Here is a 14,988-nt window from a genome sequence, read left to right as displayed (position 1 = left end):
GATTCATTAACCAGCCACTGATTAAAGTCTGGCTTAAGCTTAAAATTTAATACTAAATAGTCTGAGTTTTGAACATCTTTTATTCTTATATTATCAGATGGTTCATTATCTTTAATCTAACATTAATAATCTGTTTATCTCTCATTATTAAATGAAACAACTAATATTAATTTATTTATTATTAATAAGTTAAATATAATTTTGCTTTGATTCTTCAGATATAAACCCTATTATTTGCATGCCAAAAAATATGTCATAGCGCACATTATTAAACGATTATTGAATCTTAATCAATAATAATTCACTTAGTGATGAATGATGTTCAAACGGATGTTATTTATAATTAATCGTTGCTACTCTTTAGACACTAACTACAACATCACGGACATCACGATGTTGGGTTAATCAAGGAGAGCATTGTTTTAATCGATTTCGAAAAGGAAAAGGAGAAATATATGTCACCAACAGAACTTACCCAAAGGTTTCTGAGTGCTGCGGAAAAAGGGCAATTAGAAATACTCAAAGATTGCCTGGCTAAAAAAGTAGATATTAACATTACTAACCGTCAAGGAAGAACAGCGATTGTCATAGCCAGTTTAAATAAACATTATGAATGTGTCGCTTATTTAATTACTGCCGGCGCGGATGTCAATAAACAGGATCAAACTTGCTTTAATCCTTTCCTGCTTAGTTGTTTAAACAATGATCTCACCCTGCTTCGCATCGTCTTAAAAGCAAATCCTGATTTAAATGCTCTGACCCGTTTTGGTGGCGTAGGCATTACACCAGCCAGTGAAAAAGGTCACGTTGAGATCGTGCGTGAATTACTAGAAAAAACTGATATCAATATGAACCACACCAACTTTGTTGGCTGGACTCCTCTACTTGAAGCCATTGTGCTAAATGATGGTGGGCCGAAACAACAAGAAATTGTGAAGTTGTTGCTTGACCACGGTGCTAATCCGCATATGACCGATAAATACGGTAAAACACCACTTGAGCTGGCTAAACAAAAAGGCTATCAGGAGATCGCCAAATTACTTGTTGCAGCAGGCGCTAAATAGCGATTTATGGAGGTGATGTGTGAACAAACTCAGCCCACAGAACCGACATACACTATATGCGTTAACGACGGATATGGATTTTCCGTCACCTCTGCTAAAGAGGAATTTTCAGGGACGAATAGAGCAAGTATTTGGTAAAGCGATCAATGTATTATGTCAACACACTGGCGAACTTTACTCATTTACTTGCTCGACCTTAGATAATGCACCAAATTGTTGCCGCGTATCTGCAAACCATTTAGATAATTTAGATATTCAGATTGGTGATAATGTCAGCACTCATAATGAATATCTGGTCATTGGTGATAAATATCTCATCGACTTTAGTCAAAACAAGCTATGGCAGTCTCAATCACCAACATTTACTTCACCTGATTCCACCTCTTATTGGCTGAATATCGCAACCGAGATTGAAAGTGCGATTCAAACAGGGAACTCACTCTTTAATTACGCTGATGATAACGTATTTTATCAACAGCTTTCACTGCAATTGCATCAATATCGCCAACAGTTAGTCACAGCGCTGAAAGAAAATGATACAGAGAGCGTAAAAACGACAATAGCTGCGATGATTGGACTTGGCGTTGGTCTGACACCAACAGCAGATGATTATCTATCCGGCATGAGTATCGTACTCTTCATGCCAGCTCATCCGGGCAACAAATTCCAGACTCTATTTCAACAAGTCTTAACAGAAAATAGAGCAAATACCACTTTATTGAGTGCAGTCACACTTAATAAATCCATTAACAATCAGTACCGGGAATCACTCTATTTGTTATTAGAGAAGATTTTCATCCAGTTTAGTAAGAGTATCAGTAAAGAAATAACCACGGTAATTAATATAGGCTCGAGTTCAGGGAGTGACATGCTACATGGAATCATGGATGCCCTCTATCTGACTCATCATTTGGGAGAAGCTATGTCCACCAAAATTGTTATTAAGAAAAACACCTATTTTGATTCTGTCTCATTAATGTCTATATCGACCAAAGCCAACCAGCTGGAAGGGGTTGAGCAAGCGTTTGTAGCCATGGCGACTGAAATGAATAAGGGAGTATTACGAAATTTAGGTTTACTAACACCGGAACTGGAAAGCGCTAAAAATGGTGATCTAATGATTGTCATTAAAGGTGCCAGTGATGCGGAAAATGAAGCAAGCCTAATCGCTATTGAGGAGTTATTTTCTAATAAGAACAAAGGAGGTTCTAAGCACGAAGCAAAATACGCCACGATCAGTTCTGCACATGAGCACATTGTGGAAAGTAATCTGGTTGTTATCTCTGTAAACGGTGCATTTGCAGCTCGGGAAGCACGGATTGCTTTAGAGAATGATCTTAATGTGATGCTATTTTCCGATAACGTCTCAATTGAAGATGAACTCGCCCTCAAACAACTCGCCAGCAGTAAAGGATTACTGATGATGGGACCTGATTGCGGAACAGCTATCATCAATGGCGCAGCGCTATGTTTTGGTAATGCAGTTCGCCGCGGTAATATCGGTATTATTGGCGCGTCAGGCACAGGGAGTCAGGAACTTAGCGTCCGTATCCATGAATTTGGCGGGGGTATTTCTCAATTAATTGGGACAGGAGGTCGTGATTTGAGTGAGAAAATTGGCGGCATTATGATGCTTGATGCGTTAAAAATGCTGGAAGCCGACGATGAAACCAGCGTGATCGTGCTTATTTCTAAACCACCTGCACCTGCTGTAGCACAAAAGGTCTTGCTGCAAGCTGAAAAATGCAAAAAACCTGTTGTTGTTTGTTTCTTAGGACAAAATCAGCACTACACAGACAAACCAGGGCTGACTTTTGCTAAAGCGACCAAACAGGCCGCACTTAAAGCAGTATTACTGACAGGCATCAAAGAGGAAGATCTGGATCTGCATCCTCTCAATTGGCCACTGATTGAAGAAGTCCGTGCTAAGTTAAAACCTGAGCAAAAATATATTCGCGGTTTATTCTGCGGTGGTACTTTATGTGATGAATCAATGTTTGCTGCATTAGCTAAATATCCTGATGTTTATAGCAACATTCAGCCTAATCCTGAGTACCGTTTAAAAGATCTCAATAAGAGTATTAAACATACTTTCCTTGATTTTGGTGATGATGATTTTACCAATGGCAAACCACATCCAATGATCGATCCAACTAACCGTATTAGCCGCTTATTACAAGAAGCTCGCGATCCGGAAGTTGGCGTAATTGTGATGGACTTTGTACTTGGTTTTGGCTCACACGAAAACCCGGTTGGTGTCATGCTTGATGCAATTAAAGAATCCAAAGCAATTGCCAAAAAAGAAGGTCGCCATCTGGAAATTTTAGGCTATGTACTGGGAACTGATTTAGATACTCCATCACTTGCGCAGCAATGTAAATTGCTCACCGATGCTGGCGTGACCTGGGCAAGTAGTAGTACCAACACTGGTTTACTTGCTCGTGAATTTGTCTGGAAAGGAGAGACTGCATAATGACTCGTCCATCACTGTTTAAACAACCTTTAAACGTCATTAATGTCGGCATTGAAATGTTCAGTGACGACCTGAAAAAACAACATATTGCTGTCACTCAACTGGACTGGACTCCACCCGGACAAGGTAATCTGGAAGTCGTGAAAGCACTTGATAAAATTGAATCAAAAACACTGGCTGAAAAAATTGCTAAAGCTAATGCAGAAGCCTTAGAGCGTATTATTCAATCACAACCTGTACTGATTGGTTATGATCAGGCAATCAACGTTGTACCGGGGATGACGAAAACCACAATCCTCCATGCCGGACCACCTATTGAGTGGAAAAACATGTGCGGAGCGATGAAAGGTGCGGTAACCGGTGCTCTGGTTTTTGAAGGCTTAGCGAAAGACCTCAAAGACGCTGAACGCGTTGCTGCTTCTGGTGTGATCACTTTCTCTCCTTGTCATGAACATGATTGTGTTGGTTCTATGGCGGGTGTGACCTCAGCGTCTATGTTTATGCATATTGTTGAGAATAAGACATACGGTAATCGTGCCTTTACTAACCTTAGTGAGCAAATGGCCAAAATATTACGTATGGGTGCCAACGATCAAAGCGTAATTGACCGCTTAATCTGGATGCGTGATGTACTGGGTCCGATGCTACGTGATGCCATGAAACTCGCTGGTGAAATTGATCTGCGTTTAATGCTGGCACAAGCACTGCATATGGGTGATGAGTGCCATAACCGTAATAACGCGGGTACCACTCTGCTCATTCAGGCATTAACACCTTATATCATCCAAACCGGCTATTCCGTTAAACAACAAAAAGAGGTGTTTGACTTTGTAGCAAGTAGTGACTACTTCTCTGGCCCAACCTGGATGGCAATGTGTAAAGCTGCAATGGATGCCGCTCATGGTATTAAATACAGCACCGTTGTCACCACCATGGCGCGTAACGGCGTTGAGTTTGGTGTCCGGGTCAGTGGCTTACCGGGTCAGTGGTTTACAGGTCCTGCACAACAAGTTATCGGTCCAATGTTTGCTGGTTACAAACCATCAGACTCAGGACTAGATATTGGTGATAGTGCCATTACGGAAACCTATGGTATTGGTGGTTTTGCTATGGCAACTGCGCCAGCTATTGTGGCGTTAGTCGGAGGTACAGTTGAAGAAGCGATCGACTTCTCAAGAAAAATGCGAGAAATCACCTTAGGTGAAAATCCAAACGTTACCATTCCATTACTTGGTTTTATGGGTATTCCAACCGCGATTGATATTACCAAAGTGGGCTCAAGTGGTATTTTACCTGTCATCAACACGGCAATTGCACATAAAGATGCAGGGATTGGCATGATTGGTGCGGGTATTGTTCATCCACCATTTGATTGTTTTGAGAAGGCAATACTCACGTATTGTCAGCAGTATTGTAAGTAAAAAAACAGCCCGGTAACTGGTTTACCGGGCATGAAATAAAGGTTAGAGCATTGAAGGTTGTGGAGTCAGTTAGTGATGCATTAACAGGAAGGTGAGCATCACAGAGTTATTGTAACGGACCCCACGTAATACTACGATTCCCGTTATTAAGGATAATTTATGAGTGCACTAAAACTACAATGGAAACGCGGTGACTTGGCCGCTTATTTTGGTCTCATGACCAATAACCTGACCAACTTACTCACCATGATGGGGCTATTAATTTTTGTAGTTGGTATCCCTGTTGAAATCGTTTATGGACGCATTGCACCGGCTTTTGGTTTAGCCGTTTTACTTGCCAGTATCAGCTATGCTTATTTTGGTATTCAACTCGCTAAAGAAACCGGACGCTCAGATGTCACAGCTTTACCTTCAGGTCCAAGCGCCCCGTCTATCTTTACTGTTACATTCCTCGTTATTTTACCAGTCTATCAACAAACCCAAAATGCTGAATTTGCGATTCAAATCGCTTTAGTCTGGTGTTTTGTGGAAGCAATGATTTTAGTTGGTGGTTCATTCCTTGGTGAAACTATTCGTAAAATGATTCCTCGTACTGTCTTACTATCATGTTTATCTGGCCTTGGTTTATTACTGCTTGCGATGAACCCAATGTTACAGGCTTTTGAAGCACCGACAGTATCCTTCATCGTCTTACTGCTGATCTTTATTAACTGGTTCGGTAAAAAACCGATCTTTGCTCGTATTCCAACAGGTTTACTACTACTTGTTGCAGGTACTGCACTAGCATGGATCTCAGGTTTACAAAGCCCGGCAGCGATCAAAGCCTCAATGGAGTCATTTGGCTTTAACCCACCAGGTATCCATATTGACAGTTTCCTAAATGGTCTGCCGCATGCTCTGCCATATTTAGCCTCAGCAGTCCCACTTGGACTGGCGAACTATATTTTTGACTTAGAAAATATTGAAAGTGCTCATGCTGCAGGTGATGAATACAATACCCGCAAAGTCATGTTGGCTAACGGTATTTCATCAACGATTGGATGCTTCCTTGGTAACCCATTCCCGGTCACTGTTTATGTCGGTCATGCCGGTTGGAAAGCAATGGGTGCAAGCATTGGTTATACCCTTGCATCTGGTATCACTATGTTCATCGTGCCTCTATTTGGCTTAGGTGCCTTTATGCTGGCGATTATTCCGATGACGGCCATCGTACCAATTCTGGTCTTTATTGGTGTTGTGACTGCTAATCAGGTTGTGCGGGAAACACCTAAAGTCGAAGTCCCGGTGATCTTTATTTGTCTGTTCCCATGGATTGCTAACTGGGCACTGACTATTGTTAATGGTGCTCTTGGTGCCGCGGGAACATCCGGCATGAAAATCGGTGCAGATGTACTCGCCAGCAAAGGGGTTTATTATCAGGGTCTTGTTCACTTAGGTAGCGGTGCACCACTCGCCAGTATGTTATGGGGCTGTATTGCTATCTTCGCTATTCTTGATAAACCACTACGTGGCGCTATTGCCGCAGCATTTGGTGCATTTTTAGTGCTATTTGGTATTATTCATTCACCTTCTGTTGGCTTTGCAAAAGGAACATCAATGATGTTTGTTTATGCTTACCTCATGATGGCAGCCCTGTTTGTCCTTAAACACTATCTGGACAGCCGTAATGCAGAGCCCGTAGTTGCAGATACACCAACAACTAAATAACGTTATAAATACACGGATAAGATGGGCTGCTTACAGCCCATCAACCGGTTACTCTCATACCATTACAGGGATGATAAAATGAAAGAACTTGTCGTCATTGCCATTGGTGGCAATAGTATTATCAAAGATAATGCCAGCCAGTCAATTGCCGCTCAGGAGATTGCGGTAAAAGAGGTCGCTGAGCATGTTTTTACTATGTTGCAGTCAAACTACAATATTGTTCTGACTCATGGTAACGGACCTCATGTTGGGCTTGATCTGCGTCGCTCGGAGATTGCTCATGAGCAGGAGAACCTGCCTTTAACTCCACTGGCTAACTGCGTAGCAGATACTCAGGGTGGTATTGGATATCTAATTCAGCAAGCGCTGAATAATAAATTATCTGCACGTCCGGATAATAAAAAAGCAGTGACCGTTGTGACACAAGTTGAAGTTGATCGTCATGATCCTAATTTCAAAAATCCAACCAAGCCTATCGGAGCATTTTTTACTCAGGCACAAAGTCAAAAGCTGCAACAAGATAATCCCGACTGGCGATTTGTTGAAGACTCTGGTCGTGGCTATCGCCGCGTTGTAGCATCCCCTTTACCACTGAAAATTATTGAGTCTGATGCAATCAGTGCTTTAGTTAAAAGTGGCTTTGTGGTGATTGGAGCTGGTGGTGGTGGTATTCCTGTCGTGCGTAATGAACACAATCAGTATCACAGTATTGATGCGGTTATTGATAAAGACTTATCGACAACCTTACTGGCTAAAGAGCTAAAAGCAGACATTTTGATTATCACAACAGGTGTTGAAAAAGTCTGTATTCATTTTGGCAAACCAAATCAAAAAGCACTGGATACCGTCTCAATTGCAGAGATTGAACAATATACCAAAGAAGGTCACTTCCCGGCTGGGAGTATGTTGCCAAAAATTGAAGCGAGCTTATCGTTTCTAAAAAATGGCGGTAAAAAAGTGATTATCACCACGCCAGAAAAATTGCCACAGGCACTGAAAGGTGAAACAGGTACACATATTGTGCATCACTAAACACAAGATCATTTAACCGATTTATTACAGATATCAGGAGGAGTCACCGATGGTTAACGCTTATGGAAATAGTCGCAGAGAGTTTTTAAGTCAAAGTGGGAAAGTCCTTGCCGCCTGTGCATTAATGAGTAGCACAGCAGGCGCTGTTTATGCTAATTTACCTGCGTCTTCTACCAGTTGTGATACAGGTAAATCGGTTAATATGATCAACGATAAACATTATTATTTATGTCAGGTCCTGCTTGAGTCCGGCTTTAATTATGAAGGCAGTACGGTCATCGGTACTAAAACTGAATTAAGTACACTTGAAATCAAAGACGGTAAAATCATTGCCATTTTAGATAAGAATGCGTTACTGAATGAAGGTATTCCCCGCTATGATGCTGGCGGTAAATTAATGCTGCCGGCTTTTCGTGATATGCATATCCATTTAGACAAAACCTTTTATGGCGGACCGTGGCAAGCTCCGCGCTCACGCCAAGGCAAAACCATTATGGATATGATTACCTTAGAACAAGATTTGCTGCCTAAATTACAACCTTTTACTCAGGAGCGAGCAGCCAAACTAATTCAATTAATTCAATCACATGGTTCGACTATTGCCCGTAGCCATTGTAATGTTGAACCAACCTCAGGTTTAAAAAACCTCGAAGATTTAATGGTCGTTCTTGATAACCACAAAGAGACATTTTCATGTGAAATCGTCACCTTTCCACAGCATGGTTTATTACTCTCTAAATCAGAACCTCTGATGCGTGAAGCGATGGCAATGGGTGCTGATTATGTTGGTGGGCTTGATCCAACCAATGTTGATGGTGATATGAAAAAATCACTCGATACCATGTTCCAGATTGCACTCGACTACAATAAACCTATTGATATCCACCTGCATGAGATGGGCCCACAAGGGAAAGCTGCCGTTAACTATATGTTGGATATGGTAGAAAAAACACCATCTTTAAAAGGAAAATTAACGATCAGCCATGCGTTTGCTTTAGCCACGTTAAATGAGTCAGAAATCCAGGCGACAGCAGAAAGGCTGGCTGAACAACAAGTGACTATCGCCTCAACTGTTCCAATTGGGACACTGCATATGCCTCTGTCTCTGCTTAGAGAAAAAGGCGTATTTGTGATGACAGGTACCGACAGCGTGATTGATCACTGGTCGCCATTTGGCCTTGGGGATATGCTTGAAAAGGCAAATCTGTATGCACAACTCTACACCAGACCGGATGAGTTTACTTTGTCCCGCTCACTGGCGATCGCCACCGGGGATGTTTTACCTCTGGATAAAAATGGCACACAAGTCTGGCCAAAAGTACAAGATGATGCAAGTTTTGTGCTTGTTGATGCCTCTTGTTCTGCTGAAGCGGTGGCAAGAATTTCACCAAGACAGGCTGCGTTTTATAAGGGGAATGTGGCGGCTGGTGAAGTTTCTTTGATTGGTTAGACCTTACAATAAGAATTAATGTAATCTGACAGTGACTTTATAATAAACCCGTGACTGTCAGATTATATTCACATAACTCTATTTAAATGAATGTCTACCTAACAAGGTAATTTATTAACCTCTTTATATTTAAAATTATTTATGTCAATGACACTAATTCCAGTATGAATTACCGCAATAACCTTTCTTTTCACTCAAAAAATTACGACTTATTCCTGATTTCAGACCTTTTATCTATCAACACAGAAAGACCCGAAATTAATTTACAAAACAATTACAAATAACACTAACTGATTAATTTAACATTATATTTAGGAGTATATTGGGGACATATTCATAAAACTGACCACTTCACTTAAAACAAGTACTATTTTTTTGTATATGATATTTCTGTGATTTTAGTTTCTATCCATTATTTTTACGTGCCATGTTTGCATAATGTTTAAATATTAAATTTAGGAGGATTCTGATGAAACGAATATTATTATGTTTTATAGAATTTTTATTAGTTCTAATTGGAATATGTTTAACACTTGCAGGGGCCTGGCTCAGCTATTTAGGTGGAACACCTTATTATTTAGTGACGGGCATAATTTATATTATTGCCGGCATTCTTATTTATAAACAAAAAAACTGGGGGCTTTACCTCACTTATGTTGTTGTCGTTTATACCATTATTTGGGCTCTTTATGAACGTGGTACTGCATTCTGGCCAATGCTTGCAAGAATCATGGTACCGTTAGGAATAGCCATTGTTTGCTCACTTATCTTCCCTAAAAAAACACCTCAGGTAAAAAAAGTTGCATATAGTCTGGGAGGATTATCCACTGTCTTTTTTGTGGCAATGCTAGTGGGTTTATTTATTCCTCACGAAGCAAAATATGGTACAAATGATCACTTTAAAGCTCACCCGGTTAGTGAACAACCCGAGAATTGGGTAGCTTACGGTAAAACAGCCGCCGGGAATCGTTTTTCTTCTTTCACCCAAATCAATCGTGATAATGTCAAAGACTTACAAATTGCATGGACCTATCACTCTGGTGACTCAGGGCCAGGAATTGACCAAAACACACCGCTACAAATTGATAATCTGGTGTATACCTGTTCTCGTAATAACCATATTGCCGCGTTAGATGTAGATAGCGGTCAACCAGTATGGACTTTTGATCCTGAAGCAAGTTCACCAATGTGGCAGCGCTGTCGTTCGGTTAGTTACTATAAAGTACCGGAAGTCACATCTTCGCCATTAGCAAATAGCTGTCAGGAACGTATCATAGCAACCACAATAGATGCACGTTTAATCGCCTTAGATACCAAAACCGGTAAATTATGTGATGACTTTGGTGATCACGGCACCGTTAATTTAAAAGATAGTATGGGTCCAATAAAACCTGGCTTTTACTTTCAAACATCCTCACCTTTAGTCGCAAGAGATGTCATTGTCATTGGTGGGTGGGTTGTTGATAATCAGGAAACTAACGAACCATCAGGCGTTATTCGTGCCTTTAATGCCAATACTGGAGAACTCGAATGGGCATGGGATCTAGGTAATCCATCAATTACTAAATATCCACCAGAGGGCGAAACCTATACACTTGAAACACCAAATATGTGGACTCATGCCGCTTACGATGATGAGTTAGGTTTAATTTATCTGCCACTGGGTAATACAACACCTGACTACTATGGCGCTAATCGACCTGCTTTTTCTGATGAATATAACGACACATTAGTTGCATTAGATGTCACCACCGGACGTGAAAGATGGAAGTTCCAGACTGTTCATCATGATATATGGGATTACGATTTACCCTCACAGCCGGCTTTAGTTAATGTGCCTGATGACGAGGGCAATATTGTTCCTGCGCTAATACAGACAACCAAACGCGGACAGATCTTCTTACTCAACCGGGCAACTGGTGAACCTGTTGCACAAGTAGAAGAAAAAGCGGTACCAAGTAAGAGTAATATTCCCGGCGAATATGTTTCCCCGACACAGCCTTATTCAGTTGGCATGCCAACTATTGGAGCACAAAGACTCACCGAAGATAGTATGTGGGGTATGACCATGTTTGATCAGCTGGCTTGTCGTATCCAGTTTAAACAGGCAACTTATGAGGGAGACTTCACGCCTATTGATTTCAATCCAACCATTGAACAACCAGGTAACTTAGGTGGATTTAACTGGGGTAGCGTGTCTGTCGATCCACTAAATAATATGGCTTATGTGAATGATATCCGTATTCCAAGCATGTTCTGGCTGGTGGAGCGAGACGATTATAGTACTGTCACTCAAAAATATAAGTCAGATGGCACAGGTCATGGACCTTCACCACAAAGAGGCACACCTTATGGCTTAGTCACTATGATGTGGATGAGTGCACTGGGCGTACCATGCTCTGAACCACCATTTGGTACCATCACTGCCATTGATTTAACATCACGAGAAGTGGCCTGGCAGGTTCCGGCAGGCACAGCCGAACAATTAGGACCATTTGGTTTAAAATCCCATTTACCAATGCCAATTGGTGTACCAACCTATGCAGGGACAATGACCACAGCTGGTGGACTGGTATTTTTTGCCGGCTCACAAGATTACTATATTCGTGCTTATAACTCTGCAACTGGTGAAGAAGTCTGGAAATATCCATTACCTATCGGCTCAAGTGCCACACCAATGACCTATATCTCACCAACAACGGGACAGCAATATGTGGTTATCTCGGTAGGTGGTGCAGCGCACTCTGATCAGGTTGGCGATTACGTTATTGCGTTTAGCTTGCCTAAGGCTGCTGATAAGTAATTAATCAATAAGCCTCCTTCATAGGAGGCTTATTATCGACTCGAATAAAAAATAATTTTAGAAAAAGCTCATCGCTACTACTTACGAATTTTTAGTGTTAACCCTTTAAGGAAATAGCGTAATAACTGGTCACCACATTTACGGTAATTTTTATGATCAGGTTTGCGGAAAATCGCACTTAATTCTGGTTTTGAAACACGAAAATCAACAGAAGCATAGATATCAATAAGATCGGTATCTTGCAAAGCAAACGCAGCACGTAACTTTTTCATCACGATATTATTCGTCATAACAGATTCGACTTCAGGTGTAGGAAAACGGTCATCTTTGCCACGACGGAAAAAGATTAGTCCATTTAAAAAATGTCCCATAACATAATCAGAACACTCTTTATAATCCGGATCGTCTTCAGGCTTTAACCAACTCACCATCTCTTCAGGTTCAACTTCTACTCCACCTAACTTAGCTATTTCAACCATTTTGGCATCACTAAGACTGAGCATATAACGTATGCTGCGTAACGTGTAATTATTTACCATAACTTTTCCTGTTAAACCGTCAAAATAGATTGGACGTACTATAGAATAAGATTGCAATTAAAAACAAGGGATTAATTTTTGATATCTCACACATCGTTTCATCGACACTTGAAAAAAGACATAAAAAAAGCCTGTTCCGTTAAAATATAACAACTTGATTTTATTGAATAAATTTATCGGGAAACGCGAAATCGAACAGGCCATTATAAGTGTTGGTATTATTGTGATTATGGATTTGAGCTGGAGAATATATCCGAATTTGTATCCGTTGATTACGATAAAAATTCACCTATTGCACAAACCTTTTACGCTACCGTACAAAATAAACTTCACTATACCATTTATGGTAATACTGCTGCTGAAATTGTTAAAAATCGAGCTTATCCATCAAAACCTAACATGGGATTAACCAGTTAGGAAAGTTGAGAGGTTTGTCAGCAATCTGAAACACCGCCTCAATGGGCGGTGTTTTAACTAGTCATTATACTGCAATCATTCACCGTCATCGCATGTTACTGTCATACAATGATTACGTACAATCGCTTGGCTGCTGACAAATGCCTTTAATTGTTGTGATGACGTCTTGAATCACTTTATCTAATGGTTGTTCTATATCCACAACAACAACATCACTCTCTTCTCTGGATGGCTCTTCAAGTGTATCAAATTGTGATTTTAACATGCCGGTTTTTTGGAAATGCCCTTGACGCTGAGCCAATCTTTCAGCAATAACCTCAAAACGACCTTTTAGATAAATAAAAAAGATGTTTTGGTTTCCGTGACGAATAATATCCCGATATTGCCGTTTTAAAGATGAGCAAATAATAAGCGAAATTGGACTCACATTACTCATTGCAAAAGCAGCATTATTGATTAATTCTAACCATGGAATACGATCATCATCATTCAATGGTTGCCCGCTTTTCATTTTGATAATATTTGCTTTAGGATGTAAAAAATCACCATCTAAATAAGCCGCATCTAATACCGTTGAAACTTGTTTAGCAACGGCAGATTTACCACTGCCAGATACACCCATTAAAACAAATATATATCGATTATTTTTTATTATTGAATTCATAGTCGTAAATCCATGTAACGCACATTCAATTGACCGAAAACTCTCTTACTGTACGTGAGTAAGAGAGTTTATACATGAGAGATTAATCTCAATTAAGACCGAGTTTCACTAGGGAGCTTAATGGTATCAAGCTTTTGAATAATAAAGATATGTGATAAAGCGCCCATAACAGACACCGCAGAGATGTAATACATTGAATACGCAAAGCTCCCCGTAGTTTGTAAGATGACCCCCATAATAATTGGTGTCGCAATACCGGCTAAGTTACCTGATACGTTAAAAAATCCACCAATAGTACCGACCACTTTTGTAGGTACAATATCACTAATAATAACCCAACCAATATTAGAAACAGCATTCGCAAAAAAGGCAAAGGATAAAATAGCGATGGCGATAATAGGGCGATCTTCAAAAAAGTTGACTAAACACATGGTGCCAGCTAATCCAAGCCCTAATATTGCAGGTAATTTACGTGAAAAAGTACGAGATAAACCTTTTCTCATTAATGCATCGCTTAAGAAGCCACTACACAATAAGCCAACCATTGCCATAATATACGGGAATGAAGCACCAAGCCCGGCTTTAGAAATTGATAAATTCAACCCTTTTTCTAGATAAACAATAAACCATGTTAAAAAGAAATAGAGCGTTGAGTTCATCGCGAATTGTGCAATAAACAACCCCCAAATATTGCGTTGTTTTAACACGTGGTTAATATCGCGCCATTCAACTTTCTCTTTAACACTTTTATTTTGTCCTAATCCACCGCCTTTACGGATGTGGTCTAATTCTGCTTGGTTGACCGTTGAGCTTTCAAGTGGATCACGGTATTTAATTAACCAGTAAATACCAAAGATAATACCAACCCCACCAGACACATAAAATGAAGCTTCCCAACCATAATGAGCCACGATAAATGCTAATACTGGCGTTAAAAGCGCTAATCCTAAGTATTGGGCACAAGCATAAACGGCAGTAGAACTAGCGCGTTCTTGCGTTGGGAACCAAGTGGAAATAATTTTAGCGTTAGCAGGGAATGAAGGCGCTTCCGCTACACCGATTAATGCTCGACATAACAATAAAAAAGCGAAAGAACTAGCTGCTGTGGTAAATAAACTACTTGATGCTAATCCCATCAAACAGGTAAAGATACTCCAGATAATAACCGCAACACCATACAGTTTTCTGACACCAATTCTATCAAGAATATACCCAACAGGAATTTGACTTAATACATAAGTCCAAGTAAACATAGAAAATAGAAGACCTAATTGAGTCGGCGATAAAGCGAACTCACCTTGAATACTTGTCCCTGCTACCGATAAGTTAGCCCGGTCCATATAATTAATTGCGGTAACAATAAATAGTAAAAATAATACAAAAAACCGCGATTTTGTTGCTTTCATATTTGCCTCACT

Annotated in this window: 10 protein-coding genes and 2 pseudogenes; 9 read left to right on the top strand and 3 right to left on the bottom strand. The window is 40.3% G+C overall.

The annotated features are described in order from the left end of the window. Window positions 1-455 precede the first annotated feature (455 nt). From IPMB12_RS01945 to IPMB12_RS01915, 8 genes and pseudogenes are all read left to right on the top strand, one after another. Window positions 456-1,064, top strand: coding sequence for an ankyrin repeat domain-containing protein (locus IPMB12_RS01945; protein WP_166914420.1), 609 nt, complete (start codon window positions 456-458; stop codon window positions 1,062-1,064). Window positions 1,065-1,137: 73 nt separating this feature from the next. Further along, a pseudogene (locus IPMB12_RS12230) lies at window positions 1,138-1,896 on the top strand (oxamate carbamoyltransferase subunit AllH family protein); the annotation flags it as partial. Between the two features lie 90 nt (window positions 1,897-1,986). Further along, window positions 1,987-3,537, top strand: a complete 1,551-nt coding sequence (fdrA, locus tag IPMB12_RS12225) for an acyl-CoA synthetase FdrA (protein ID WP_407704066.1) — start codon at window positions 1,987-1,989, stop codon at window positions 3,535-3,537. Further along, window positions 3,537-4,958, top strand: coding sequence for a YlbE family protein (locus IPMB12_RS01935; RefSeq protein WP_166914416.1), 1,422 nt, complete (start codon window positions 3,537-3,539; stop codon window positions 4,956-4,958). The genes fdrA and IPMB12_RS01935 overlap by 1 nt, the downstream gene beginning before the upstream one ends. A gap of 159 nt (window positions 4,959-5,117) precedes the next feature. Continuing rightward, window positions 5,118-6,665, top strand: coding sequence for a xanthine permease (locus IPMB12_RS01930; RefSeq protein ID WP_166914413.1), 1,548 nt, complete (start codon window positions 5,118-5,120; stop codon window positions 6,663-6,665). A gap of 78 nt (window positions 6,666-6,743) precedes the next feature. Next, window positions 6,744-7,697: a carbamate kinase family protein gene (locus IPMB12_RS01925; protein ID WP_166914411.1), complete on the top strand. Its 954-nt coding sequence runs from the start codon at window positions 6,744-6,746 to the stop codon at window positions 7,695-7,697. Window positions 7,698-7,746: 49 nt separating this feature from the next. After that, window positions 7,747-9,147 carry an amidohydrolase family protein gene (locus IPMB12_RS01920; protein WP_166914409.1) on the top strand — a complete coding sequence of 467 codons (1,401 nt, stop codon included), beginning with the start codon at window positions 7,747-7,749 and terminating at the stop codon, window positions 9,145-9,147. Window positions 9,148-9,616: 469 nt separating this feature from the next. Continuing rightward, on the top strand, window positions 9,617-11,950 hold the full coding sequence (locus IPMB12_RS01915; protein ID WP_166914407.1) for a membrane-bound PQQ-dependent dehydrogenase, glucose/quinate/shikimate family: 2,334 nt from the start codon (window positions 9,617-9,619) through the stop codon (window positions 11,948-11,950). Window positions 11,951-12,027: 77 nt separating this feature from the next. Here the strand turns inward: IPMB12_RS01915 and IPMB12_RS01910 are convergent, their stop codons facing one another. Continuing rightward, complete coding sequence (locus IPMB12_RS01910; RefSeq protein ID WP_166914405.1) at window positions 12,028-12,489, bottom strand: YehS family protein; 462 nt, start codon at window positions 12,487-12,489, stop codon at window positions 12,028-12,030. A 264-nt stretch (window positions 12,490-12,753) separates the two neighbouring features. Here IPMB12_RS01910 and rhuM point away from each other — a divergent pair. Further along, a pseudogene (gene rhuM / locus IPMB12_RS12220) lies at window positions 12,754-12,903 on the top strand (RhuM family protein); the annotation flags it as partial. A 115-nt stretch (window positions 12,904-13,018) separates the two neighbouring features. Here the strand turns inward: rhuM and IPMB12_RS01900 are convergent. Then, a complete protein-coding gene (locus IPMB12_RS01900) occupies window positions 13,019-13,570 on the bottom strand; it encodes a gluconokinase, GntK/IdnK-type (RefSeq protein WP_166914403.1) in 552 nt (183 codons plus the stop codon). A gap of 92 nt (window positions 13,571-13,662) precedes the next feature. Next, window positions 13,663-14,976, bottom strand: coding sequence for an MFS transporter (locus IPMB12_RS01895; protein WP_166914401.1), 1,314 nt, complete (start codon window positions 14,974-14,976; stop codon window positions 13,663-13,665). Between the last annotated feature and the right edge of the window lie 12 nt (window positions 14,977-14,988).

Source organism: Zophobihabitans entericus, from assembly GCF_011745665.1.
Lineage (GTDB): Bacteria > Pseudomonadota > Gammaproteobacteria > Enterobacterales > Orbaceae > Zophobihabitans > Zophobihabitans entericus.
This window is presented reverse-complemented; position numbering and strand designations above follow the sequence as displayed.